The sequence below is a fragment of the Pseudomonas silensiensis genome (genome assembly GCF_050434865.1).
GTDB classification, from domain to species: Bacteria; Pseudomonadota; Gammaproteobacteria; order Pseudomonadales; family Pseudomonadaceae; genus Aquipseudomonas; species Aquipseudomonas fluorescens_W.
Map to the genome: position 1 here is coordinate 229,429 of NZ_JBNDJH010000005.1, position 23,727 is coordinate 253,155.

Here is a 23,727-nt window from a genome sequence, read left to right on the forward strand (position 1 = left end):
TCGGTCGCAGGACTTGAACTGTCTGGGTCTTAATGCGTCATAAGACTCGCTATATCAACCAACCTTATGGAAGCAATCATGCTTTTAAAGAATAAGAGTCTCGTTGCCGTAATGACCTGCGCCCTGATGCTTGCAGCCGCCCCATTACTCCCTGCTGACCTGTCCATCATGAACTCCGCCTATGCGAAAGAAGGTGGTGGTGGTGGTGGTGGTGGTGGTGGTGGTGGTGGTGGTGGTGGTGGCGGTAACGGAGGCGGTAATGGGGGAGGTAACGGAGGTGGTAATGGCGGTGGCCACGGCGGCGGTATAGGCGGCGGTCACAGCGGTTCAGATCACTCCGGCGGCGCTAACAGTAATGGCCGCGGCAATGGACTGAGCAGCGATCATGCCGGCAAGGCTGTTCGCGACCATGGGGAAAGCGGAAACCACTACGGCAATGATCGAAACAGTGATCGCGGTCATGGCCAAGCGACTTCTGGCATCGCCCATTCCAAAGATACTCACGGCGTAGCCAAAGCCAGAGCAATCTCGGACACGACGCCAGGCGATCACAACACGAAAGGGTTGAGCAAGGCCGGGACATCGGTATCGAAAAGTCGCACTGATCGGCCATAAAGGCTGATAAAGAAGTACAACAGACTCCATTGCAAAGCCTGCCGCACGCTTGGGCTCAATGGGACTTCTTCGGTGGGTGGTTACCGCGCAAGTCCCCGGACGGGGTGCCTGTTTTACTGGGTAGGGCAGGCACTACCGGGCGAGATCTGGGTTGGGGGTTGGAGCGGCTCCGGGGTTGAGGTTGTTTGCTCATTGTTTGCCTCCCTACTTTTCAGGTTTCGCGAAGGCCTCCTGATAAAGCTTAGCTGCTGGTTGCGATGGTCTAAAACGGGCGCCCGACAAGGCGCCCGTTTTCGTTTATTCCGCTGCTTGAGTCCGTAAGCGTCGACCGATCACGTCCTCTCTAGCGCAGCAGATGCACCGCCAAGCCGACAAGCGCGCAAGCCATCAGCACCTGAATGACGCCCCGTTTGAAGCGGAACAAGGCTATTGCCGCCAAAATGGCGATCAGTGCAGACGGCCAGTCGAGGTTGCCGCTGAAGCCTTGCGGCCACAGCACGTGATAGCCGAAGAAACAGGCCAGATTGAGGATCACTCCAACCACCGCCGCGGTGATTGCGGTAAGCGGTGCAGTGAACTTGAGTTCGTTGTGGGTCGATTCCACCAGCGGGCCACCGGCGAGGATGAACAGGAACGAGGGCAGGAAGGTGAACCATGTCACCAGGGTGGCTGCGACAGCCCCGGCCAGAAACACCTGATCGGCGCCGAACACTTGTGAGACGTACGCTCCAACAAAGCCGACGAAGGCCACCACCATGATCAGCGGCCCCGGTGTGGTTTCACCCAGTGCCAAACCGTCGATCATCTGGGTCGGGGTCAGCCAGTCATAGTGACCGACCGCACCTTGATAGACATACGGAAGGACCGCATAGGCTCCGCCAAAAGTCAGCAACGCGGCCTTGGTAAAGAACCAGCCCATCTGGGTCAAGGTGCCGTCCCAGCCAAAAAGCGTGGTCAGGATTCCCATCGGCAACGCCCACAGCGCTGCGCCGATGAGGGCCAACAGCGCCAGTTTCATCCAGCTGAACCGGGCATGTTCGGGGGGCGGGGTATCGTCATCGATCAAGGCTGGGCCGAAGGACTTTTTGGCCGCGCTATGGCCCCCGGCTCTGAACTTCTCAGGCGCCAATCGCCCTCCGACATAGCCGATTAACGCTGCCCCCAACACGATCAGCGGGAAAGGAACATTGAACGCGAAGATCGCGGTAAATGAAGCGGCTGCTATCGCCCACAGCCAATTGTTCTTCAGCGCCCGAGTGCCGATCCTGTGTGCCGCCTGCACCACGATGGCCGTCACGGCAGGCTTGATCCCATAGAAGAGGCCGGCCACCACAGGCACTTCGCCGAACGCGATGTACATCCACGACAAAGCGATGAGGATGAACAGTGAGGGCAGCACAAACAACACTCCGGCGATCACTCCGCCCCAGGTTCGATGCATCAGCCAGCCGATGTAGGTCGCCAATTGCTGAGCCTCAGGCCCAGGCAGCAACATGCAATAGTTGAGCGCATGGAGAAAGCGTCGTTCGGAGATCCAGCGCCGACGTTCTACCAATTCCTGGTGCATGATCGAAATCTGTCCTGCCGGCCCGCCGAAACTGATGAAGCCGAGCTTCAACCAGAACCAGAATGCCTCACGCAAGCTGATCGCCTCCGGCCTCGATAGATCCTCTTCAGCCGTTGATGCCACCACCTTACTCATTGGGTTGTTCCTCTTTACATACACTCGGCGATCAGGCCGTCGAAGATGGCGCTGGCAGCAGCCAGCAAGTGCTACGCAATGGCCAGAAGTCTGGAATAGTCCGACAGCACATACCGTGTCGCAACCGATCTCGGCGCACAAGGCAATGTTTTCCCGTACCTGCTTAAGGCCGTTGATTACTGGTCAGCCTCTTACATGCATTCACGACTAGAATTTCACTGCCGACTCTTATCTAAAGCCAGATCAGATTTCAACCGTGCAATGTCAGGTATCGAGCGTTATTTCAATCTCTGGGAAACCGGTATGGCAAATCCGCAAGATAAAACCGAATCTGACGAGGATTTAGCTCAGATGGTAATAGGGCGAGGGCCCTGCACCTATCTATTGCTGCTCTTACTAGGATTGATCCTGCTGTTTCCCTTTCTTGAGGAAGGAATATTTGCTCGCACGTTGCTCGGCATTCTGTTTTCAACCGTGCTGCTCGTGGGCGCTTTCGCCACCCGGCAGACACGGCGGGGGTTCATCCTGAAACTGGGTCTGGCGTTACTTGGGGTTGGCCTTCAATGGACGGCGTTGTGGACTGAGAGCATCGCGATTCTTGACCTTGCCGGGATATCTTATGCGGCGTCTCTTGCCGTCTCGTTTAGCGGAGTGCTTCGCTATATTCTCAAGCGCGGGCCCATTACAGCCGACAAGCTACATGCAGCGCTTGCGGGTTACATAATGCTGGCTTTCGCTTGGTCCTTCGTCTATGCCCTGGTCGAGATGTCCAGCGCTGGCTCATTCGGTCCTGCCCACCTCGACTTCGGACAACCCGGCACTTTCTTCAAGCTGATCTATTTCAGCCTCACGACGCTCACGACCACGGGTTACGGCGATGTTCTCCCGTTGACCAACCACGCCCGCTCACTTGTGATGGTCGAAGAATTCTCAGGCGTCTTTTACGTGGGTGTTGTGATCGCGCGGATTGCCGGTCTTTATCCATCGAATCAGGCTAAGTGACTGCTTCTCTGTACAGGGGAAGCGTCGGTCAGGACGAAAGCCACGTATTCACTACCCGCCGATCCAGCTCTTCCCAATCCGCCATGCCCAACACACGCGTGGTATTCAACCCACGCAAATAACCGCGCAACTGATTGGCGGTGTCCCGCGCAAGCTCTGGGTCGGGCGCGTGTTCGCCCAACAATACGGTTTCGTACTGGACCAGGTACTCGGCCACCCGGTCACGAAAATCGGGCAGAACGGCGTCGCGGATAAAGTCAAAAGTTCTCAAGGAGCGATCCTCATCCATCTTTTCCAGTGGTGATTGAGTGTGTATCCGTCAGCGCGGCGCACAACTATTGCTAGAGGTAATAGTGACCATCATGAAACGCAAGTTCTACTTTGATGGCAATAGCCGGAAAATCCCCCTCCAACGACACACCACTCACGAACATTCGGGTGATGTGATGAACGAACCTTTTATTTTCAGGATGAGACCGATGCGTCTTTTATTCGTGCCTGCCCTGGCGTTTGGTGCTTTGTTGCTCGCCGGTTGTGCCTCCGCGCCGAACGACCCGACCCTGACCTTGCAGACCCGTAAGACCCCGGCCCAATACGCTGAGTGCGTCGTACCGAAATTGCAAGGCATGAACCCGACCGTCACGCAGACCCAGCGCAGCTACCGGATCGTGGTACCGAGCAAAGTCTCGACGGACAACGTGCTGGAAGCCTACAAGGCCGGGAACGGCGGCAAGGTGTTCATCTACGAGCGGCACTTGCTGGTCTCGAACTTGTTGCCTTCAAGTTTTGAGCGCGCCGCACAGGAATGCATCTGACCCCGGCCCGTAAACGTTTTCTACAGAGCTCCTTTGGTTGGCCGCAACCAACCAATTTTTTTGCCCCGCACCGTATTCGGTAGCGGGGCTTTTTTTTGTCTGCGTGACGCGTATCGACCCCTCTTTCAAACATCTAAATTGAAAGGCCAAACCGATACTCCTGGTCAGTCCCTGCTTGCCGGGATACCTGTTCGATCAGGAAGCCACAGCGCTTGAGGACTTTTGCCGAGCCGATATTTTCAGCGTACACGTTGGCAACCAGCTGTTTAAGGTTCCAACGCAACTGCGCCTGCTGAATCAGATGCTTCACCGCCAGCGTTGCCAGTCCTTGCCCGCCAGCACTTTGAGCAATCCGATAGCCGACTTCTGCCGACCGCGCGGACGTGTCGATGTCTTTCAGGTTCGCTCTGCCCACTATTTGCCCGTCAGCGTCTTCGATGACAAAGGGGTGCCAGATGCCGGCGGCATGATCAGCTAAATAGGCAGCAATGTGCTCGGTGACACCCTGCACCGAGTAAAAAGCAGCACCACGCGCGTCAATGTGGCGCTCGAACCACTCGCGATTGTCCACTTCAAAAGTCAGCAACGCCTCGGCATCAGTGCTTTGCAGGGTACGAATTGTGACGGGCTCCATAAGGATGCTCCTTTTCCTGGTGGAACTGCTTGGAACTGTGCGCAGGCACACTTGTCAGTCGTTAGCTGAGTTGGCGCTCTTACAGGATGACCTGATGAGGAAGCCACTCACAATCCGAAAAAACCGATTGAATAAAAACACTATAAACGTGAAGCTCACTGGCGCATTGCGCGCAACCAGTAAGTCAGTATTGCCAGTTTTTGGCTCAGGGAGCGCTGATGAGTTTTCGTCCATTGACCGACTTCCCGCGGCAATCGAGCGATTGCGACGTTGTCGCATCTCGGCTTGAACAGAATTCGGACACTGTCTGCATGGCTGATGCTGGCAACGAGAGCACGATCGATCAATTGCTGGACTCAGCGCGCAACTGGGCGCACACCACGGCGTGGGTGGTTTATCGTGCCGGTGAACAAATGCATTTGGTGGGGCAGGGCGACCCACTGGCGCAGTGGCCGTCAAGTGTTGCGAATGAGGAGTTCGACACCTTTTGTCTGACCCGGCACTTGCACCGCTGGCCGACCGGTAAAGGTGAAAGCGTGCTGGGTTGGCTACTCGCGCCAGTCGACGCTGCCGCGGAACCGGCGCTCGCCGGGTTTGCGCAGCGCCTGGGCATTCAGCTGCAGACGAATACCCTTGCCCGTGCGCAGATTACTCAACGCGTGCTGTATGAAATTACCTACCTGGCCAGTTCGACCCGCGACCGGTCAGTGTTTCTGGTGGGGGTTCACCAGCTGCTGGCTAGCCTGATCGACGCCGAGAACTTCTATCTCGCGCTGTATGATCCGCACAGCGGCAAGATTGACTACCCGTATTACGTCGACATCATTGATGTTGATGCCGTGGAGTCCTCGCACTACGAATACCTTGACCTTGCGCACCTGTCGTTGACCGGCCAGGTATTGACCACTGGCCAGCCGTTGCTGATCGACGCCGCCGGCATTCTCGCGGCTCAGGCCGAGGAGCGTTTTTACTGCGTGGGTGATCGTCCCGAGTTCTGGATGGGCGCACCGTTGAAAAATGCCTCGGATGACGTGTTTGGCATGCTCGCGATGCAGGTCTATGACGTTTCTCGCACCTACAGCGCCGAGGACCGCGCGCTGTTTCTGGTGGTAGCTCGCCATGTGGCCATGGCGCTGGACCGGATTCTGCACCGAGAGGATCTGGAGGCGACAGTGATGCGTCGCACCCTGGAGCTGTCGGCACTCAACGACGCGTTGAGGCAGGAAGTGGCAGAGCGAGAGCGCGCCGAACATCTGCAGAGCGCGCTGTTCCAGATCGCTGAACTGTCCAGCCAGCCTGGTGACATGGCTGAGTTGTTCAAAACCTTGCATGGCATCGTCGGTGATCTGCTGTTCGCGCGGAACTTCTACATTGCGCTGTTCGACGACGCGACCCGTGAAGTGACCTTTCCGTATTACGTTGATGAGCGGCAAACGACCTGCCCGGTGGCGCGGCGTGGGAGCCGGGGCTTGACCGAGTACGTGATCCTTCAGCGCCGACCTTGCCTGATTGACGCCGACGAAGCTGAGCGATTGACTGCGCACGGTGAAATCGAAGTTGCCAATGTGTATTACCGATCCTATTCCTGGCTGGGCATCCCCTTGTTCGATGGCGATGTGGTGCGTGGCGTGCTTGCGGTGCAGAGCTATACCTCGCAGGTGCGCTATACCCTGCGTGACCAGGAACTGCTGACGTTCGTGTCGCGGCACATCGACACCGCGTTGTCGCGACGCACGGCCGCCGAAGCGATCCATGTCGCCAATCTCAAGCTGGAAGCCCGGGTGCAGAGCCGCACCCGCGAGCTCGATCACGCCAATGCCAAGTTGCAACACGAAAACTCCCACGATGCGCTGACCGGGCTACCGAATCGCACCTACCTGCAACAGCGCCTCAATCTGGCCTGGTCGCAGTTCGGCAGCGAAGGCGGACACCTGGCGGTCATGTTCATCGACCTCGACCGTTTCAAACTGGTCAACGACAGCCTCGGCCACCATTTTGGCGACCTGCTGTTGATGCAGGCCGCCCACCGTTTGCGCGGTTGTCTGCGCGACACCGACATGCTGGCGCGCCTGGGGGGCGATGAGTTTTCCGTGCTCGCTCCCGAGGCGCCGCTGGACGTGGTGATCGACATCGCCGAACGGATTCTGGTGGCGTTTGACCTGCCGTTTGTCATCAATGGCTATGAGGTTTTTTCGTCCTGCAGCATCGGCATCGTCAGCGCCGACAGTCAGTTCCATCAGGAGCCAGCCGACTTGCTGCGCGACGCCGACGCGGCGATGTACCGGGTCAAGAGTGGTGGGCGCGACAGCTACGCGGTGTTCAATCAGGAAGTGCGTCGTGAAGTCTCGGACCAGGTTGAGCGGGAAGGGGCCTTGCGCAATGCGCTCAAGCGTACCGACGAATTGCTGCCGTATTTCCAACCGATTGTCAGCGTCGAAAGCGGCGAACTGTTGGCCCTTGAAGCGCTGATCCGTTGGCATCAGCCGGGCGGCCGGGTGATCGCGCCGGGCGAGTTTTTGCCGGATGTCGAGGGGCTGCGTCTGATCGGTCGACTGGACCTGTACATGCTCAACAGCATTGCACTGATCCTCGCACAGCCCGAGCATGCCAACTGGCCTGCGGTGCACGTCAATTGCTCCAGCTACAGCATGACGCGTCCCGACTTCGCCAGTGACGTGCTTGCACTGTTGGCGCGGCATGGGGTTTCGCCGTCGCGGATCTGCCTGGAGTTGACCGAAGGTGCGCTGGTGGCGGAGCCGGCGATTGCCCGACTGACCATGCAGCAATTGGCCGACAACGGCATGTCGGTGGTGCTCGATGACTTCGGTGCCGGGTTTTCATCCCTGAGCTATGTGCATCAATACCGTTTCAGCGGCTTGAAGATCGACAAGTCGTTCATCCTCGAATTGACCACCAGCGCTCGCAGTCGCGCGATCGTCCGGGCGATTGTGCGTATGGCTGAATCGCTGGACCTGAGTGTGGTGGCCGAAGGTGTCGAGGATGAAGCGACGCTGGTCTTGCTGCGCGAAATGGGCGCAGGGCAGGCCCAAGGTTATTATTTTTCCAAGCCGATGGGGTTGGAGGCGTTGTTGGCGAGTCCGCTGATGGGGCGTTAGGGGCGCAACCCAATACGTGTCTTATTTCAGTTCCGTTCTTATTTCGGTTCCGGGCACGAAATATTTGCTGGGATCATCGACCTTCTTCAGGTCAATCAAGGCTCGGCAAATGCAGTGTGAGAATTGTTTCTGCAACGTGTCGGGGTCTTTCCACGCCATTTGTGATGCTTGCACTTGTTGTCCCTCGGCCGATTTATAGCAGACACAATTATCAAGTCGGGTGACGCCGTTATCATTTGTGCTCTGACAGGCAGTGGTCAGCAAAGAGATCGCGATGAGCATGACGAAACGTTTCATTGGCTCCCCTCCGAGGCTGTTGTGAAGGGCTAACTCTAAGTAGACCGCTCAAGGCGGTTATACGCCATGGACGCAAAGCCCAATCTGCTCAATAAGCCCGACAGTAGAAGGAAGCTTAGCTCTCATTTTCAATCGCTGGCACGCGAACTCTATTTATCCAGTTACCCAATTTAGCTCATGACTTAGGCCCGCCACGGTGGAAGAGCGCCGTCGAAAAGTGAAAAGGCTCGATGCAGGAAACTGTTGAAGCGAGCGGCATCACGCCGCAGCCCTGCCTGTTGACCACCAATCAGGCACAGATGGGCCACCTGACCAATCACTTCTGCCTGGCCTGGCATAGGGACCAAGCGGCGGCACGTGCGTATCGCGAACTCCAGTCGTCTTGTGTCAACACGCTGCTGAAACTCGCCTACCAACGGATCGTGCAGCGACCAGGCCCGGATGGAAATTTCCCGCCCAGGTTGTTTCTCAGCAGCAATACTCAAGTAGCGTTTCAAGGTTTCGCCCGCGCTACGACCCTGCGCCGCATAAGCGAGCATGCGCTCCGTGTAGTCTTCTTCCCAAGCGGCCAGCAAGGTGCGGACAAAGTCTTCGCGATTGCGGAAATGGTGATAGAACGATCCGCGGGTCACATTCAATCGGCGCGATAGACTCTCGGCCGAAACGCCTATATGCCCAATTTGGTCGAGGGCCTCAAAACCAGCCGCGATCCAATGGTTACGAGTTAGTTTTCTCACCCGTTATTTCGCTCCCTATTTAGCGCCATACAGGCTGTGTATGGTGTGCAACCGATTGATACGCTGCGAACACCAGCAAAGATGGCCGTTGCGTTTTGCACGCCAGCACTTTTCATGGAGATCGCCTTGAAGAAAATCGTTCTGGTTGCTTTCGACCAATTCACTGATATCGACCTGTTCCTGATGTGGGACATCTTAGGCCGCAACACTGAGGACTGGCACGTCCGAATATTGGGTTCCAGCTCTATCGTGCGATCGGCGCACGGCCTGCCTGTTTCGGTGCACGGTCCGCTTTCCGAGGCCAATAGTGCCGACGCGGTATTGTTCGTCAGCGGCAAGGAAGGGATACCCGCTGCAATTGCCGCCCCAGATTTCCTGCCGTCGTTTGAACTTGACTCCAGACGCCAGCGAATCGGCTCCCTATGCGCCGGAGCTTTCATTCTCGAACGGCTTGGGCTGCTCAGCGGCCAGGCAACTACACACCCGGATGCACGATCGAGCTTGCAAGCTCTGGGACTTGAGCCCGTGGACCAGCCTCTTGTCTGCCAGGGGAACGTTGCAACCGCTGGCGGATGCCTTTCGGCGCTCTATCTGGTGGGATGGTTGGTTGAATCCTGGTTCGATGTCGACAAGCGCCGTGCGACGTTGCTCCCTGTTCTGCCCGCTGGGCAGCAAGAGCTCTATGATGCCTTGATCGGGCTCAGTATCCGACAAGGAGAAGTTGGCGCCTCAACAACATCATCGCAACAAGAAACGCGACATGGCATATCGTCTAATTGGTAGTTAGCACTCAGGAGAGATCCCCGATGCCCCGAGAATTTGAGCTCATTATGTCCGTGCCAGTCCCCTCGAGGTCCGGTATCACCCACCTTTACAAGTCGATGAACCTGGCGGACGCTTTTGCGATTCGGCTCCCTGCGGGCACATCCAGCAATCCGGATTTGCTAGCTCGATTCATCCTTTCCCATCAGCCATCCTGGATCGGATGGCTCTTGAAAGTCCGAGACACTATCGTTGCCTGTTTTGGTCTCAAGACAGCCAAATATTTGGCATCACTGGCTGATCGGGTTGGAGTCTTCAAGGTCTACAGCACGAACCAGACCGAAATCGTTTTGGGAGAGGACGACAAGCACCTCGACTTCCGGATATCGATCCTATGTTCTGGAGAGGCAGAGCCAGAAGGCAGTCGCCAACTCGTTTTTTCAACCGTGGTCCAGTGCCACAACCGTCTAGGCCGGGCCTACATCTTCGTGATTGCGCCATTTCACCGCTTGGTTGTCAAAGCCAGCCTCCTGCGTGCAGCGCGCGTCGGTTGGCCTCTGGCTACCTGCCCCTGAGGTCTAACCCTTCCATCGAAAAGCTGTTCTGGCAGGCTTGGCCAAATCTCTCAGCCACTGGGTAGCCGATCGACGAGGAAATCCACTTAAGTCTTCACCCTTCGGATCGGCGTACCAACGGTAGTTACCTAAAGAAGCGACTTAATGTTGTGTTGGACCTCCAGCATCTTGAACGTTACTTTTCCGCCCTCGGTGGGATAGCCGGTGTTGTCCTGCACATAAACCCCCGCTTTGAAATACAGTGGTTTGGTCTTCCAGCTCGGGTCGATGGTGGTTCTCCAGTTGTTTCCTGCTGCGCTGATGCCCAGCGCGCCCTTCGGGCTGAGGTGGATCTGGTAGGTAAAGTTGCGGTCGAGCGGGACACCCGTCGCAATGGTAATGACCAGGGGCTCTTCATCGTCGGGGCGCATGCGCACCTTGACGACAATGTTTCCCGTCGAAGCCGACGTTTTGTATTGGTATTCCAGCTTCACCATGGGGTCGTTGCTGTCCTTGTTGTGAATCTGGCCAATCACGATCTTGCCGGTGCTGGGCACCTGATTGACGGTCAGACTCGCCCGCAGAATGTTATCCGCCGCTGAATACTGCCAGTTGCGCAGCTTTCCATCGCTATAGGTTTCCCGCAACTCGCTGCGCGGGTAAATAGCGTTGGCCGTCTTGGAACCGGTCACAGGTGCCCAGAAGGAGAGGGTCGCGGCTTCAGAACTGAAATACTGGTCCTTGAAGCCGTGCGCGAGTCGAGGCGTTTCTATGGTGGCCGGTGGGCTGCCTTCAGGGATGCTCAAGTTCCAGGTGGCGAGGTCGATCATGTCAATAATCCTGTATGCGGGGGAATGTTGCGGCCACAGTCGCGCTCGAACCGACGCTATAAAGCTGTGTCAATTGGGTCTGCTGATCAGGAAAACCGTATGGCGGTAGATTGACGTCAAATGTTCGTCCGGGTAGTTATTGCAGGCTTTGTGCCTGCGTGTATGACCGTTAGTCGGTTATTTTTGGAGTTGATGGAACTAATCCTGATTTGCGTCGTTGCGCGATGGCCTGGAACGTCAGCAGGCGTCATGACGGGTTGTGCGGGGGGGGGACGTTTGCCGATGGGGGATTTGAGGCGGCAACCAGTGACCGCTAATGGCCGGTTTCTGCCCCTCAAAGAGGGCCGCTATGGGTCGATAGCTACCGGCGAGTGTGGAAGTCCGGTTGAGCCATTCCCCGCCCGGCGTATTACCTATCCCGGGTTATGCGCCCTACGGTCCTAGCGATGGTTGCGATAGCGCTCGGTCAAGGACTGCACGAGGGTGACGTAGGATTGCGTCTCGGCGTAGGGAGGCACCCCGTTGTACTCGACCACGGACGCTTCGCCGGCGTTGTAACCTGCCAACGCCAGCATCTGGTTGCCGTTGAAGCGCTTGAGCAGCCAGGCCAGGTAGCGCACGCCGCCACGAATGTTCTGTCGTGCGTCGAATGGATCGTCCACGGCGAAGCGCTCGGCCGTGGCTGGCATCAACTGCATGAGCCCTTGGGCGCCGTCTTCGGAAATGGCGTTGGGGCGAAACGCCGATTCGGCATGTATTACTGCGCGGACCAGCGCCCTGTCGACACCGTAATGACCCGAAGCGGCTTCGATCTCCCGCCGATAGGATTGGGTGTCCAGGCGCAGTGAAGCGACCTTGAAATCCTTCGGCGCCCTGCACAGATAGCAGCCCTTGATGTAATAGAGCTCAAGGACATCGACCCGTGCGGAGATCCCGACAGGGCGCCGGCTCACATATTGACGAACTCCCTTGTGGATGAAGGTCCACACCCGAACCCGCACCGCGCCTGAATTGTCGTCCGGCACAAGCTGTGGCAGGGCCATGCCATTCAGGCGAGTGCAGTGAGCGCTGGCGATGGCTTGGCTGGTGTAGCTGATGGCTCCGTCCGTGGCTTGGCACTTGAACATGGCGCTGGCGCACAGAGGGGCGACCAGCAAGGCCAGCTCGATGCAGCCAAGAAGGCTCTTGCGAGCCCATCGCCATGCTCTGGAACTCATCACATCGCTCCGCGCCGCAGGCGCCGTTCAGGCCTTGGGGCGCCTGGCCCGGGCGCTCCTTTGGCGGGCCTATTCCGGGTGGCCCGCCTTTTGTTCTGATAGTTATACCCCTTGTAACCGGCCTTGGAACTTGCGTTGACGTACGGGCTGACGGCGTTCTATGAGGCGTGGGGAAGCGGCAGCCGCAAACGAGGCTGCCGCCCGACTGCTAGTTAGGTATTGGAATGTTCACACCTTCCTTCTGCAGGTCTTCGCGCACCGACTGGAATTTCTGGTACCTGGAAATTTCCACCGGGCCGTCGTAGGTCATGCTTTGCATTTTGCGTGGCGGGTACTTGGCGTAGGTTTTCATCAGGTTGTTGATCGCGATGCTGATGGGAACCATCGACCAGGTGCGTTCGGTGAAGTTGTTCATGAAAATGTCGTAGCGCTCCTGCGGATCCTGCAACAGGTCGAAGACCTGCGGAACGGTCGCCACGTACTTGCTCTCACCTTTCCAGCCCAGGTTGGAATCGACTGCCAGGCCACCGGTCTGGGCGCCGTTATCGCCGCGCAGGTTGAACACGGCCTTGAAGTTGCCGACACGGGCGGCGCCCGGCGACAGTTCGTTCTCCGTGAAGTAGAACCATTCCTTGCGTGGGGATGGGCCGGTGCCAAGCAACACCGGGGTCATGTCGTAGCTGTCGAACATGATCGGCTGACCTTCGCGGTCTTTCTCCGGCAGTTTGATGCCGGCCACCGCGGCAAACGTCGCCATCAGGTCCAGACCACCGATGATGTCGTGGTTTTTCACCGCTGGTTTGATTTTGCCCGGCCAGACCATGATCGCCGGTACCCGGTTGCCACCTTCACGTACCGTGCCTTTGGTGCCGCGGAAGGGCGTGTAGCCGGCGTCCGGGTAAACGTCCTGCCAGGCGCCGTTATCGGTGGTGTAAACCACCAGGGTGTTCTTATCCATTCCCAGCGCTTTCAACTTGTCCATGATGCGGCCAATACGGGTGTCGAGTTCTACCACCGAGTCGGCGTACTTGGATTTGGAAATTGATTTGTGCACGAACTCTGGTGCCGGCAAGTTCGGCTGGTGCACTTTCATGAAGTTGATGTTGATGAAGAACGGCTTGTCGGATTTGGCGGCCGTGTCAAGGAACTCCATTGCGGCTTTCTCGACATAACCGTCAAAGTAAGGAATCCCGACCACGCCGGGTTTTCCATCAATGACCGGCGTATCAACATACTCGCCATTGATCTTGAATTCCTCGACCGGTTTTTCACTGGCCTTGCCGGACAACGCGCCCTTGGTCACCTGGGCGAACATGGCGCGAGTCTCCGGGTCCATGTCCGGGAACCATTCGGGATCGGCGTAGGTGTAGGCATTGAGATGATAAAGGCCGACGTATTTCATGACGTCGTAACCCTGTGCGTTGGGCATTGCATAATCGGCTTCGCCCAGGTGCCACTTGCCGGTGAAGTAGGTGTCGTAGCCACCGGTTTTCAGCACGGAGGCCAGGGTCCATTCCGCTGCCGGCAAGCCGCCGCCCTGGCCCTGGAAGGCCACGGTGGTCATGCCGCTGCGGTTGGGAATGCGCCCGGTCTGCATGGCCGCCCGACCCGGCGTGCAACTGGGTTGGGCATAGAACGAGAAGAAGGTTGTGCCTTCGGCCGCCAGTTCGTCGATGCTCGGCGTCGGCATGCCGCGACCGACACCGCCGCCATAGGGGCCCAGGTCACCGTAGCCGGTATCGTCGGATACGATAAACAGGATGTTGGGTTTTTCTGTCTGCGCTGCCTGGGTAAGGTTAATTGCCATCAGGAGGGAACATGCCAGATACAATCTAGTGCGTTGCGAGAGCCGGTTCATATGGATTTCCTTTCTCAAGTTCCGATCCTTGTTGCAGCCGCTCAAACATCGAGAGCAATACAACAAGGAACTTCGTGAGTAATCCCCCCAACTTTTAGCCTGGACGGTTCAAGGAAACGGCGTAACGATTGGATCGAATCCCTTTTACCGTTCAACGCGCTCGTGAAGCCTAGTACGAAAAATTTCTGTCTGTCTTGTTTGGGTGGCGCAATTAGAGTCATTCGTCGACTTTTTCGGCCAGCAGGCCGCTGCGGTGCGAGCCCGTAAACCTCAGTAATGCACCCGAAGAACGCTGAAAGATGTTTCGCCTCCACTTGCCGCGATGGTGTCTGGGCTCAACGACCCTCTTCAATGTAGGGGCCCAAGGAGAAACCTTGCGTATCCCAGTTGATTCGATAAATCACTTCTTTCCCTGGCTTGATGTTGGCCGCGACAGTTTTGATCGCGACACCCGTACATAACCCAGACTCGGCGAGCCCGGTGCCGAGGTTCACTTCACCGGCAGGCAAAACGAAAGATGCCTTATGACCGGGACCTATCTTGGCTGCGCGCTGGCCATCAATGTAGAACACGGCGTCACATGCCGCACCGAAAAGCCCGTCATCACGGAGAACGGTCAGGCGACCCGGATCGTTCGTGCCCTGGCTTTTGATCGCGTACATATCATTGGCTGGCACTGGCCGCGCTTCATAAACCCGCATAGGTGATGTTGCGCACCCGCCCAAAGTCAGCAAGAGCGCTCCTGTTGCGATAATCCTTCGCATCATTTTACCCTCCTGAAAAAGGGCGACCGCTTCCGACCCCGAGCGCTCATCCCTGGCACGATTTTACAAACTGCCTTCTTTGAAGATAGATGACTGAAGAAACTCTGCTATCAGCGATGTAACCTGCTGTTGAATCAGCTCTCGCGGGCGAGCGCTGTCGCCATCCCGGCAAATGATGCCATCGCCGGGTGCGTCTTCTTCGAGCAATACCTGCGCACCAGGTTTGCACACCGACAAAAAGCTGGAGTGCGATGGTCGTCAGACAGGTCAATAACAGGGCGCCGAAAGCTATTTTCAATGTCGTTTCTTCCTTGATTAGACAAGTGTTATCGGTCCAGCAGAGGGGCGAGCAGTGCACACATGCCGCGCCAGTGCGAACCCTCCCAGTAAATCCGTTGGCAGGCGTCGCAGCGCACGAAGTGCGAATAGAGGATGCCAACGTGTGGCGGCACCTGCGACCGGGCCAGTTCCGGGCTGATCTCGTGCAGCGGCAGGTTGCAATGAAGGCACAGGCTGAATGGCCGCGCGCTACGCGCCAGGTCGAGACGCTCGTACAACTCGCGCAGCTGCAGCGACGGTTTCAGGGCATGCACGTAACAGCCGTGGCTGATGATCCGTCGCTTGAGCAGTTCGCGGTCACGGGTTAGCACGATGCGTCCTTGCTGCGCAGCGATCTCGGCGATCTCGCCATCCTCGAAGCCATTGTCGTAGAGGGTGTCGAAGCCGCTCATGCGCAGCAGGTTGGCCAGCCCGCCCAGGTGCGCATCAGCGACGAAGCGCAGCACCCGCAAAGGTTGCGCCCGAACCTTGAGCTGCGGGCTGATGTCCAGCGCTTCGAACTTGGGATACACCGCCAGCCGGTCACCGTCGAAAATCACCCGCTCGAAGCCCACCGACTCGCCGTTGAGCAGCACCAACTCGACCTCGGTGTGCGGTACCCCGAGCGCCTCGATCATGTGCTTGACCGTCGCCGCTCGCGCGCACTCACAAGTAAAGGACTGCCGCCGCCGTTCAGCCGGCAGGAAATCGTTGAGCTCTTCGTAGAAGCGGAAGGTTGCACTGGTCATGTTGAACAGTATGGCAGGGCTGTAAGGATGAGCGAGTCTAGGCCGGGCTAATCGCCGCGCAAACGACCTATACCGCATGCCAAGCACGAGATGCTTTCGACGCGCTGCGCCTTAACAAGTAACGCTGCTAGCACAGCGTCTTTTGGTAATAGAGTCGAGTATGTCCTGGTGGGTAATCTGCCAAGCGTCCGAACTCGGAGTACCCAAGTTTTCGATAAAACCCCGGCGCTTGAAAGCTGAAGGTCTCTAGCCATATGCCAATGCAGTTCTTCTTTTGCGCGATCTCTTCGGCCATGCGCATTAACCGCTCCCCGATACCCTGGCCCCGCATCTGTTCAGGAACGCTGACAAGATCGATGAGTAGCCATCGATAGGAGATCTTCCCGTACAGCCCGCCAATGACTTCGTCACTGTCGGGGGCTCGTAGCAGCAGAGCAAATGTTTCATGCGCGTCGTCTCCGCCGTTAGCCAGATTATGGGCCAGCAGTGGGGTCAGAATGGCGAGGCGTTCTGCTTCAGTTACATTTTCTGATAGTTGGATTTGTGCAGGCATGGTGCTCTCCCTGAGCGTTTTGCAACCGGGTCAAAAGAGTATCCCATTCGAGTCAATATTCATTGGCTCGGACGTCGCTCTCAATAAAACCCTGATTATAAGGTGGTCTTTGTAGGCTTATGGGGCATGATGGGCCGTAGTGCTTTCCCTGATGTACAACGCCGATGAGTGCCTATCTTTTGTCAGTGATTCCCCTACTGGTATGTGACGACTCCAACATGGCCCGTAAGCAGGTGCTACGGGCACTGCCGGCGGACTGGCCGGTTTCGGTCACCGAGGCCGGTAATGGTCGCGAGGCAATGGATGCCATACGCCGGGGGTTGGGGCAGGTGGTGTTGCTCGACCTGACCATGCCGGAGATGGATGGTTATCAGGTATTGAGCGCCTTGCGCGCCGAAGGATTGAAGGCGCAAGTCATCGTGATCTCCGGTGACATTCAGGAAGAAGCGGTGCGCCGCGTGCGTGAGCTGGGCGCGCTGGCGTTCCTGAAAAAGCCTTTCGACGAAAACGAGTTGCGTCAGACACTCAGTCAGCTGGGGCTACTGACGGAACCCGGCCAGGCTTCGCTGGGGAGTCGTCCGGCAGCGAACACGGTCATCAGTTTTCACGATGTGTTCCGCGAAACGGTCAACGTTGCCATCGGCCGGGCGGCCGCCCTGATAGCCAAAGTGTTGGGCGTCTTTGTGCAGTTGCCAGTACCTAACGTGAACATCCTCGAAGTCGGCGAGTTGCACATGGCGCTGACCGATGCCAGCAGTTGCAAGGAACTCACGGCCATCTGCCAGGGGTTTATCGGCAGTGGCATCGCTGGCGAAGCCCTGCTGATGTTTCACGACTCGGAAATCGCCGACATAGCGCAACTGATGCAGCGTCAGAACACCGATTATTCGGACCTGGAAATGCTGCTAGACCTCTCCAGCGTTCTGATCGGTGCTTGCCTGAGCAGCATTGCCGAACAGATCGATGTGGTGTTTTCTCAAGGCCACCCGCAGATCCTCGGCCAGCACGCGACCATCGATGAGCTGATCCGGGACAACCACAAGCACTGGAAAAAGACCCTGGCAGTGGAAATCAGCTACAGCCTGGAAGGGCATGATATTCGTTTCGACCTGTTGTTGCTGTTCACGGAAGACTCAATCGAGCGATTGACCCACAAACTCGCCTACTTGATGAACTGAGCCATGAACGATCCTATCGATCTGAACGAATTTCACTGGTTGCTGGCGATTGTCCAGAACATCGACGTCGGTGTCGTAGTGCTCGACCGTGACTATTGTGTGCAAGTCTGGAACACCTTCATGGAGAACCGCTCCGGGGTGCAGCCCAAGGACGCCCAAAATCAGAATTTCTTAAATCTGTTTCCTGAAGTCGACCGTCAATGGTTCAGCCGCAAGGTGGAAAGCGTCGTTACCCTGGGCACGCCAGCGTTCACTATCTGGGAGCAACGTCCGTATCTGGTGCGGTTCAAGAACTACCAGCCGATCACCGGCCAGGAAGAGTTCATGTACCAGAACACCACGCTGTTACCGCTGCGCTCCACCGACGGCAAAATCAACCATATTTGCCTGGTGATCTATGACGTCACCGACGTCGCCACCAACCGTCATCAGCTCCAGGCCGCCAATGCGCAATTGCAGCAACTCTCCAGAACCGATCGGCTGACAGGCCTGTACAACCGCGGTCATTGGGAAGAAAGCCTGAAAGTCGCCTATGCCCGGCACCAGCGTTATGGCAATGCCACCAGCCTGGTGATGCTGGATATCGACCACTTCAAGCGGGTCAACGACACCTATGGTCACCCGGCGGGCGACAAGGTCATCGAGGAAGTCGCCAGGCTGATCCACGAGCATGTGCGCGAAACCGATGTGGCGGGGCGTTATGGCGGTGAAGAGTTCGGCGTGGTGCTTTCGGACACCGACAAGGCCGGTGGACGGGTTTTCGCCGAGCGTCTGCGTAAGGCAGTCGAAGGGCTGGAAGTGCTGTACAACGGCCAGAGCATCCGTTTCACCATCAGTCTGGGGGTGGCCGACCTGAGCCAGCCCTCGATCAACCACGCCGACCTGATCGCCTGGGCGGACCATGCGCTGTTTGTGTCGAAGAAGGCCGGGCGCAATCGGGTGACGGTGTATGAGTAGATAGATCGTAGTGCCTGGTTTTACGACTGCTGCGCAGCCGAACGCATCAATGGAATGTAGCGTAAGTCCTGAGTTTCAAAGCCCTCCGCCGAAACGATACTGCCAGACGATGCCAATCGCATCGTATTCGCTGCCGGTACGGGTATGCGCACTTTCACTCGCAAACAGCTTTAGCGAGTTATTTCGATTCAACGGCAGCGAGAGCGTCCCCCCATAGCGTGTATTTTCCTGAAAGTCGTGGTTCCCGACCCCATCGACTGAGGTACTCCCGCCAGCGGAGTAGGTCCCATCCAGCGAGGCCCAGACACCGTTGCTAAAGGCATAGATAAGATGCACCTGTGTCTGGTAAGTCGGGTTCTGGGAAAATGTACGGTCGCCAAGGTACTGGTCATTGTCGGTGTAAAAAGTTGCCGCACCGGATAATTCCAGGGTCACGGCTCCCAGGCGCTTGGAAATCCCAAGTTCAGGCTTGAATGACCAGCGGTTGTTGCCGAGATTTACCAGCTTATTGGAGTCGTATTGGCCAAGTGGCGCCGTAATTGCCAGGCTGGCGCCGATAATCACATCCTGTTGATAGCTGGGGAACTCAGCCAGGGACATCGCCGGGGCGCCATATAAGTTGACCGAGAACCGGAATCTTGGATCTATCAACCCAGTAACATTTCGCTCCCTGGGTTCACCCGCGAACAGCGCTGAGCCCGTCAATCTGGCTTCAGGCACGACGATATCGAACTTCCCGGAGCGGCCCCAGACGTCCAAAGACCTTGCAAAGGCAAACACGACAGTCTTGATGTTGAGCTTGGCATCCTGGAGTGGGACTGAGGGGTTGGCGGTCACGCTACCCTGGAGATCGCTGTAGCCCATGAGCAGGAAATTGATACCGACCGGCGTATTGGCGTAGGACCTGGGTTCGAGATCCTCTGCGACTGCACAGGGGGCTACTATGATCAGCGAAGCGGATGCGAACCGGGCCAGCCTGACGACGCAGAGTGTGTGTTTCATCCGCATTCGCTCGCTTCCTGTCGTGCAGGGCCGCAATCAACTGTGGATTCAACCGACCGATGTAACAGATTGGCTAGCCACTTTCTTGGCAAATCGCTTACCAAAAGCAATCCACCATTTTTCATAATAGAAGGTGGAGATATGCGCGGTGATAAAAATGGCGGCGAACAACAAAGGGCGTTTCAAATATTTTATGACGGTATCTCCGCTACCCAGCCAAGTGTGTATCAGCATCGGATGAACAACGTAGAGAGCGTACGAAATGGTGGCGATATAAAATAGAATTCGATTATTCAGAAGCACGGCAACTCGTGTCCGGCTATTGAGTAATGTGCTTCCCACCATGGCTGCGGCAAGATAGGGGCGGAAGTAGTTCATGAAGCCCGCATCGGGATGGCAGGACAAGACAAACAGGAGAAATAAAAATATTTGTGTGATCGCCGTTTGTGTCGGAAGTTTGGCAAGGATGTTGCCCAGTCTATTGTTGTAGATCAGTGCAAGTATGCAGCCGGAAAGTATTTCATCAATGCGGTAATAAGTGTTGATTGCGACATGGACATCATTCATGACTCGGTACATCGTGACGGCGATGCAGAGACAAGGGATTAGCATTACCCACTTGTTTCTCATCAGAACGACCAGTAAAGCGATGGCGAAATAAAACTGGACCTCCATGCACAAACTCCACAGGTGGCCATTGACACTGCCAAGCCACATAGGCGGCCAGTTGGCAACGAACAGGAAGTTTGTGATGTAGAAATCCGGAGTGCTGTTCATGACAGGCAAAGCAATGAGCATGTACAACCAGGCGAGCGGCACAACCCGAAAGATTCGGCGGATTAAAAAATCAACGACGCTGCTGTTGTTGAGCAGAAAGTTTGTTATCAGGAAACCCGATAGCGTAAAAAATATAGCCATTCCCATAACGCCTGCGGCGGCATTAAATTGCCAAGGCTTTGGGCCAAGTGGTAGCAGGTGGCACGCCAAGACAAGCAAGATGCTTATGCCGCGCCATCCATCAAGTACGTTGAATCGAGAGCCCTCTCCGGAAACACTATTCATATTGGCATCCCGCTCTTAGGTCGATAGAGGGCATTCTATAAAGGCAGCGCTGCGACTGAAGACTGTCTGAATTCATATAAAAACCCAGTAGTTACAGCGGTGAACAATTCATGAAATCAGACCATTTAAGCCTGAAGTCTAGGACACCTTTTGCGCTTTACACTTCACGCCATGAAAAAATTCCAGGCGCGAGGAATTCGCTAAATGACCGGGTTTTTGACGTTGCTTGTTTGACGTTGCTTGATGGCATGGCGCTAAGTGAATCGCCCACTTTTTGGTAGATACCCTACCGGCGGCTTTTGGCCGATTGTTGCCTATCGTGAAGGATGAACCGTTTGTCAGGCGTACAAGCCATACCCTGCCGCGATGATCAGCGGAGAAATCAGCAGCGTTGCCCAGAACCCCGATTTTGGAACAGCAATGACGCAAATGATCGAGATCATAAGCACATAGATGCCAACCATTTTAAGTAGCGCGAGATCGCCAACGGCTACGGCGTGAATCGCTGTCTGCCCTGCGAGCATAAAAAGCGGCCCCAGCATGGTAAACCAGAGGGCAGTACGCCGATCTTCGTGCGCTTTGAATTGGTCAACGAAGCCAGAGTCTACAGCGGCGGCGAATGCTGTTTTGAACTTGATAATACCGAACGGAATATGGAGGACACCCAGGGCGAACAGGGTCCATGCGACGATGTTGGACATGTCTTATATGCTCCGTAACGGCGAGGTTGGCTTAGAAGTGGTCACGGCAAATGCGACATTGCTCAGGGAGAAACGCAACATGGGTGACGGCAAGGGCTGCTGCCCGCGAATGAAGCTACCCATTTGCCATCACCGTGTCCACCGTCGACTTTTTGACCGTTCTCTACCAGTCATCACCGGCATCAATCGACTGTGGATTCAACCGATCGACGCAGATTGGCTAAATCGATCAGCCCCTTTTAACCATTGCAATAGGTGGGCGGCACAGTAGAGGCAGCCATGTCCCACGTCAGCATTATCTGGGTGATGGCCGCATCAATGACCCCATGCTGCGTGTTATCCCGAGCAAGGATGGAAACACCCTGCAAGAAACTGTCGAACACCGTAGCCATCGCGGGCGCGTAAATATTGCCCGGCAACTGACCGGCACTGACACCCCGCTCAACACACGCCAAAATCCCCGCGCGAGTGCGGGCGCGAGATTGGGTCAGGGCATCGACCACCCGCGCATTCTCTGGGCTGGGCGCGCTCATCATGCCGAGGGTCACCATGCAGCCCTTGGGATGGCCTTCTTCACACTGCATGCGCGCCGACTGGCGCAGCGCTGTCTCGATGGCCTGGCGTGGCGGCAGGCTCTCGTCCCACAGGCATTCGGTGACCTGGGCGAAGGTCGCCAGGTAACGCTGCACACACTCATCAAACAACGCTTCCTTGGAACCGAACGCCGCGTAAAAACTCGGCGCGGAGATCCCGCCACCGAGTCCGGCTTTCAACTGAGCGAGGGAGGTTGCGTCGTAGCCTTGTTGCCAAAACAGGTGCAAGGCCTGTTCCACGGCGTGGTCGCGGTCGAAGGTGCGGGGGCGGCCCATTTGCGCCATTTAAAGGCTCCTCTGAATAACGAGATAAATACTAGTCGATACATAAGTCGTTGACAACAAGCGCTGGCTGCCCTCAACATTTGTATCGATCAGTATTTAAATCTGAAGTCCTCGCTCAAGGAGTCTCCCGTGACACCCTCAATCACCTTATCGGCAGCACCCGACCGCCTGCCCATCGGCGCGTTGCTTGCTCTGGCCATGACCGGCTTCATCTGCATCGTCACCGAAACCCTGCCCGCTGGCCTGTTACCGCTGATCAGCGAAGGCCTGGCGATTTCCCCCTCCATGGCCGGCCAGATGGTCACCGCTTACGCTCTGGGTTCGGTGCTGGCGGTCATCCCCATGACCATCGCCACCCGCGACTGGCGCCGCCGTAACGTGCTGCTGCTGACCATCGTCGGTTTCTTGCTGTTCAATTCCATCACTGCGCTGTCATCCCATTACGGCGTGACTCTGGTGGCGCGCTTCTTCGCCGGTGTCGCGGCGGGGTTGGCCTGGAGCCTGCTGGCCGGCTACGCACGCCGCATGGTTGCGCCCCATCAACAGGGCAAGGCGCTGGCGCTGGCCATGGTCGGCACACCGATTGCTCTGTCCCTGGGCGTGCCCCTCGGCACCTGGCTCGGCGGCCTCGTGGGTTGGCGCACCACCTTCGGCATCATGTCGGCCCTGACTCTGGTACTGATCGCCTGGGTACTGGTGAAAGTCCCTGACTACCCACCCCAAGCTGCGCACCAGCGCATGTCGCTGCGCGCCGTGTTGACCACGCCGGGCGTACAACCTGTGCTAGCGGTGGTGATCAGCTGGATGCTGGCACACAACATTCTCTACACCTACATCGCACCGTTTGTGGCGTCGGCGGGGCTGGGGGATCAAGTGGATTTGGTGTTGTTGGTGTTTGGTATTGCGGCGTTGGTGGGGATTTGGGTGACTGCCAAATTGGTTGAGCCATTGTTGCGCAAGACTGTGTTGGTGAGCTTGGCAGCGTTTGCGGCGGTTTGCGTGATGTTAGGTTTTTTGGGTAGCGTGCCTGAGGTGATCTACATCGGCGTAGCGGTTTGGGGGTTGAGCTTCGGTGGGGCGGCGACGTTGCTGCAAACGGCACTGGCGGACGCGGCCGGGGAGGGGGCGGATGTGGCGTTGTCGTTGAATGTGGTGGCCTGGAATAGTGCGATTGCGGGGAGTGGTGTGGTGGGTGGGGTGTTGCTGGATAGGTGGGGCGTCGCCTCTTTTCCATGGGCAATGGTGGTGTTGGTGGGCGTGGGGTTTGCAATTGTCTGGAGCGCTCGGGTTCACGGCTTCAAATCGGGCCCGCGTGCGGCTGGCAGGCCTGGGGTTGCGGGGCACTGAACCCCATGAAAAAACGGCTATCTGAGGGGGCGGCCTTAAATCGATGGTAGGTTTTCATCTGGTAAAGCTCCCTTGTAAA

The 23,727-nt window shown here is 56.9% G+C and carries 24 protein-coding genes and 1 pseudogene; 9 read left to right on the top strand and 16 right to left on the bottom strand.

Translation table 11 applies throughout. From position 1 onward, the window contains the following. The first annotated feature begins 78 nt into the window (after positions 1-78). A complete protein-coding gene (locus tag QF010_RS09550) occupies positions 79-615 on the top strand; it encodes a hypothetical protein (protein ID WP_429532987.1) in 537 nt (178 codons plus the stop codon). A 343-nt stretch (positions 616-958) separates the two neighbouring features. On the opposite strand, the gene chrA is transcribed toward QF010_RS09550, so the two are convergent. Continuing rightward, entirely contained in the window at positions 959-2,317 is a 1,359-nt protein-coding gene (gene chrA, locus QF010_RS09555) for a chromate efflux transporter (protein WP_429532988.1), read from the bottom strand. A gap of 303 nt (positions 2,318-2,620) precedes the next feature. Here chrA and QF010_RS09560 point away from each other — a divergent pair, with 303 nt between their 5' ends. Further along, a complete protein-coding gene (locus tag QF010_RS09560; RefSeq protein ID WP_429532989.1) occupies positions 2,621-3,319 on the top strand; it encodes an ion channel in 699 nt (232 codons plus the stop codon). 28 nt (positions 3,320-3,347) lie between these two features. Here the strand turns inward: QF010_RS09560 and QF010_RS09565 are convergent, their stop codons facing one another. After that, a complete protein-coding gene (locus QF010_RS09565) occupies positions 3,348-3,590 on the bottom strand; it encodes a hypothetical protein (RefSeq protein ID WP_429510454.1) in 243 nt (80 codons plus the stop codon). A 208-nt stretch (positions 3,591-3,798) separates the two neighbouring features. Here QF010_RS09565 and QF010_RS09570 point away from each other — a divergent pair, with 208 nt between their 5' ends. After that, positions 3,799-4,134, top strand: coding sequence for a hypothetical protein (locus QF010_RS09570; RefSeq protein ID WP_429532990.1), 336 nt, complete (start codon positions 3,799-3,801; stop codon positions 4,132-4,134). 133 nt (positions 4,135-4,267) lie between these two features. On the opposite strand, the gene QF010_RS09575 is transcribed toward QF010_RS09570, so the two are convergent. Then, the gene (locus tag QF010_RS09575; protein ID WP_429532991.1) at positions 4,268-4,768 is read right to left on the bottom strand and encodes a GNAT family N-acetyltransferase; all 501 of its coding nucleotides are present in this window, start codon (positions 4,766-4,768) and stop codon (positions 4,268-4,270) included. A 218-nt stretch (positions 4,769-4,986) separates the two neighbouring features. Here QF010_RS09575 and QF010_RS09580 point away from each other — a divergent pair, with 218 nt between their 5' ends. Beyond that, positions 4,987-7,884, top strand: coding sequence for a sensor domain-containing phosphodiesterase (locus QF010_RS09580; protein ID WP_429532992.1), 2,898 nt, complete (start codon positions 4,987-4,989; stop codon positions 7,882-7,884). 21 nt (positions 7,885-7,905) lie between these two features. Here the strand turns inward: QF010_RS09580 and QF010_RS09585 are convergent, their stop codons facing one another. Continuing rightward, positions 7,906-8,181, bottom strand: a complete 276-nt coding sequence (locus tag QF010_RS09585; protein WP_033060116.1) for an META domain-containing protein — start codon at positions 8,179-8,181, stop codon at positions 7,906-7,908. A 182-nt stretch (positions 8,182-8,363) separates the two neighbouring features. Beyond that, the gene (locus QF010_RS09590; protein ID WP_429532993.1) at positions 8,364-8,918 is read right to left on the bottom strand and encodes a TetR/AcrR family transcriptional regulator; all 555 of its coding nucleotides are present in this window, start codon (positions 8,916-8,918) and stop codon (positions 8,364-8,366) included. Positions 8,919-9,044: 126 nt separating this feature from the next. Here QF010_RS09590 and QF010_RS09595 point away from each other — a divergent pair, with 126 nt between their 5' ends. Both QF010_RS09595 and QF010_RS09600 read left to right on the top strand, forming a co-directional pair. Beyond that, positions 9,045-9,701 carry a DJ-1/PfpI family protein gene (locus QF010_RS09595; protein ID WP_033060321.1) on the top strand — a complete coding sequence of 219 codons (657 nt, stop codon included), beginning with the start codon at positions 9,045-9,047 and terminating at the stop codon, positions 9,699-9,701. Positions 9,702-9,724: 23 nt separating this feature from the next. Beyond that, positions 9,725-10,255 (top strand): DUF2867 domain-containing protein, encoded by a 531-nt coding sequence (locus QF010_RS09600; RefSeq protein ID WP_429510449.1) that lies wholly within the window; start codon positions 9,725-9,727, stop codon positions 10,253-10,255. Positions 10,256-10,383: 128 nt separating this feature from the next. On the opposite strand, the gene QF010_RS09605 is transcribed toward QF010_RS09600, so the two are convergent. The 7 genes and pseudogenes from QF010_RS09605 to QF010_RS09635 all read right to left on the bottom strand — a co-directional run bounded on the left by QF010_RS09605 (position 10,384) and on the right by QF010_RS09635 (position 16,523). After that, positions 10,384-11,064, bottom strand: a complete 681-nt coding sequence (locus QF010_RS09605) for a polysaccharide lyase family 7 protein (RefSeq protein ID WP_033060121.1) — start codon at positions 11,062-11,064, stop codon at positions 10,384-10,386. A 440-nt stretch (positions 11,065-11,504) separates the two neighbouring features. Beyond that, positions 11,505-12,281, bottom strand: a complete 777-nt coding sequence (locus tag QF010_RS09610; RefSeq protein WP_429532994.1) for a lytic transglycosylase domain-containing protein — start codon at positions 12,279-12,281, stop codon at positions 11,505-11,507. A gap of 208 nt (positions 12,282-12,489) precedes the next feature. Then, positions 12,490-14,139, bottom strand: coding sequence for an arylsulfatase (locus tag QF010_RS09615; RefSeq protein ID WP_033060123.1), 1,650 nt, complete (start codon positions 14,137-14,139; stop codon positions 12,490-12,492). A gap of 335 nt (positions 14,140-14,474) precedes the next feature. Beyond that, a complete protein-coding gene (locus QF010_RS09620; protein WP_429532995.1) occupies positions 14,475-14,906 on the bottom strand; it encodes a hypothetical protein in 432 nt (143 codons plus the stop codon). A 60-nt stretch (positions 14,907-14,966) separates the two neighbouring features. Further along, positions 14,967-15,155 (bottom strand): annotated as a pseudogene (locus tag QF010_RS09625) (dienelactone hydrolase); the annotation flags it as partial. A gap of 74 nt (positions 15,156-15,229) precedes the next feature. Continuing rightward, positions 15,230-15,970 carry a Mut7-C RNAse domain-containing protein gene (locus QF010_RS09630; protein ID WP_429510445.1) on the bottom strand — a complete coding sequence of 247 codons (741 nt, stop codon included), beginning with the start codon at positions 15,968-15,970 and terminating at the stop codon, positions 15,230-15,232. A 127-nt stretch (positions 15,971-16,097) separates the two neighbouring features. Then, positions 16,098-16,523: a GNAT family N-acetyltransferase gene (locus QF010_RS09635; protein ID WP_429532996.1), complete on the bottom strand. Its 426-nt coding sequence runs from the start codon at positions 16,521-16,523 to the stop codon at positions 16,098-16,100. Between the two features lie 164 nt (positions 16,524-16,687). Here QF010_RS09635 and QF010_RS09640 point away from each other — a divergent pair, with 164 nt between their 5' ends. Together QF010_RS09640 and QF010_RS09645 are read left to right on the top strand one after the other, a co-directional pair. Beyond that, the gene (locus tag QF010_RS09640) at positions 16,688-17,701 is read left to right on the top strand and encodes a response regulator (RefSeq protein WP_429532997.1); all 1,014 of its coding nucleotides are present in this window, start codon (positions 16,688-16,690) and stop codon (positions 17,699-17,701) included. A 3-nt stretch (positions 17,702-17,704) separates the two neighbouring features. Continuing rightward, positions 17,705-18,658 (top strand): sensor domain-containing diguanylate cyclase, encoded by a 954-nt coding sequence (locus tag QF010_RS09645; RefSeq protein ID WP_033060128.1) that lies wholly within the window; start codon positions 17,705-17,707, stop codon positions 18,656-18,658. A 75-nt stretch (positions 18,659-18,733) separates the two neighbouring features. Here the strand turns inward: QF010_RS09645 and QF010_RS09650 are convergent, their stop codons facing one another. The 4 genes from QF010_RS09650 to QF010_RS09665 form a co-directional block, all read right to left on the bottom strand. Then, the gene (locus QF010_RS09650; RefSeq protein WP_033060130.1) at positions 18,734-19,666 is read right to left on the bottom strand and encodes a transporter; all 933 of its coding nucleotides are present in this window, start codon (positions 19,664-19,666) and stop codon (positions 18,734-18,736) included. Positions 19,667-19,708: 42 nt separating this feature from the next. Continuing rightward, positions 19,709-20,722: an acyltransferase family protein gene (locus tag QF010_RS09655; protein ID WP_429532998.1), complete on the bottom strand. Its 1,014-nt coding sequence runs from the start codon at positions 20,720-20,722 to the stop codon at positions 19,709-19,711. A gap of 338 nt (positions 20,723-21,060) precedes the next feature. Further along, complete coding sequence (locus tag QF010_RS09660) at positions 21,061-21,423, bottom strand: DUF6463 family protein (protein WP_429532999.1); 363 nt, start codon at positions 21,421-21,423, stop codon at positions 21,061-21,063. A 239-nt stretch (positions 21,424-21,662) separates the two neighbouring features. After that, a complete protein-coding gene (locus tag QF010_RS09665; protein WP_033060135.1) occupies positions 21,663-22,301 on the bottom strand; it encodes a TetR/AcrR family transcriptional regulator in 639 nt (212 codons plus the stop codon). Positions 22,302-22,430: 129 nt separating this feature from the next. Here QF010_RS09665 and QF010_RS09670 point away from each other — a divergent pair, with 129 nt between their 5' ends. After that, positions 22,431-23,648 (top strand): MFS transporter, encoded by a 1,218-nt coding sequence (locus tag QF010_RS09670; protein ID WP_429533000.1) that lies wholly within the window; start codon positions 22,431-22,433, stop codon positions 23,646-23,648. Positions 23,649-23,727 lie beyond the last annotated feature (79 nt).

Bases quoted from the DNA above. Each gene is read 5' to 3' on its own strand.
- QF010_RS09550 (WP_429532987.1), top strand. From the start codon at position 79: ATGCTTTTAAAGAATAAGAGTCTCGTTGCCGTAATGACCTGCGCCCTG.
- chrA (WP_429532988.1), bottom strand. From the start codon at position 2,317: ATGAGTAAGGTGGTGGCATCAACGGCTGAAGAGGATCTATCGAGGCCG.
- QF010_RS09560 (WP_429532989.1), top strand. From the start codon at position 2,621: ATGGCAAATCCGCAAGATAAAACCGAATCTGACGAGGATTTAGCTCAG.
- QF010_RS09570 (WP_429532990.1), top strand. From the start codon at position 3,799: ATGCGTCTTTTATTCGTGCCTGCCCTGGCGTTTGGTGCTTTGTTGCTC.
- QF010_RS09575 (WP_429532991.1), bottom strand. From the start codon at position 4,768: ATGGAGCCCGTCACAATTCGTACCCTGCAAAGCACTGATGCCGAGGCG.
- QF010_RS09580 (WP_429532992.1), top strand. From the start codon at position 4,987: ATGAGTTTTCGTCCATTGACCGACTTCCCGCGGCAATCGAGCGATTGC.
- QF010_RS09585 (WP_033060116.1), bottom strand. From the start codon at position 8,181: ATGAAACGTTTCGTCATGCTCATCGCGATCTCTTTGCTGACCACTGCC.
- QF010_RS09600 (WP_429510449.1), top strand. From the start codon at position 9,725: ATGCCCCGAGAATTTGAGCTCATTATGTCCGTGCCAGTCCCCTCGAGG.
- QF010_RS09605 (WP_033060121.1), bottom strand. From the start codon at position 11,064: ATGATCGACCTCGCCACCTGGAACTTGAGCATCCCTGAAGGCAGCCCA.
- QF010_RS09610 (WP_429532994.1), bottom strand. From the start codon at position 12,281: ATGAGTTCCAGAGCATGGCGATGGGCTCGCAAGAGCCTTCTTGGCTGC.
- QF010_RS09615 (WP_033060123.1), bottom strand. From the start codon at position 14,139: ATGAACCGGCTCTCGCAACGCACTAGATTGTATCTGGCATGTTCCCTC.
- QF010_RS09620 (WP_429532995.1), bottom strand. From the start codon at position 14,906: ATGATGCGAAGGATTATCGCAACAGGAGCGCTCTTGCTGACTTTGGGC.
- QF010_RS09630 (WP_429510445.1), bottom strand. From the start codon at position 15,970: ATGACCAGTGCAACCTTCCGCTTCTACGAAGAGCTCAACGATTTCCTG.
- QF010_RS09635 (WP_429532996.1), bottom strand. From the start codon at position 16,523: ATGCCTGCACAAATCCAACTATCAGAAAATGTAACTGAAGCAGAACGC.
- QF010_RS09640 (WP_429532997.1), top strand. From the start codon at position 16,688: ATGAGTGCCTATCTTTTGTCAGTGATTCCCCTACTGGTATGTGACGAC.
- QF010_RS09645 (WP_033060128.1), top strand. From the start codon at position 17,705: ATGAACGATCCTATCGATCTGAACGAATTTCACTGGTTGCTGGCGATT.
- QF010_RS09650 (WP_033060130.1), bottom strand. From the start codon at position 19,666: ATGCGGATGAAACACACACTCTGCGTCGTCAGGCTGGCCCGGTTCGCA.
- QF010_RS09655 (WP_429532998.1), bottom strand. From the start codon at position 20,722: ATGAATAGTGTTTCCGGAGAGGGCTCTCGATTCAACGTACTTGATGGA.
- QF010_RS09660 (WP_429532999.1), bottom strand. From the start codon at position 21,423: ATGTCCAACATCGTCGCATGGACCCTGTTCGCCCTGGGTGTCCTCCAT.
- QF010_RS09665 (WP_033060135.1), bottom strand. From the start codon at position 22,301: ATGGCGCAAATGGGCCGCCCCCGCACCTTCGACCGCGACCACGCCGTG.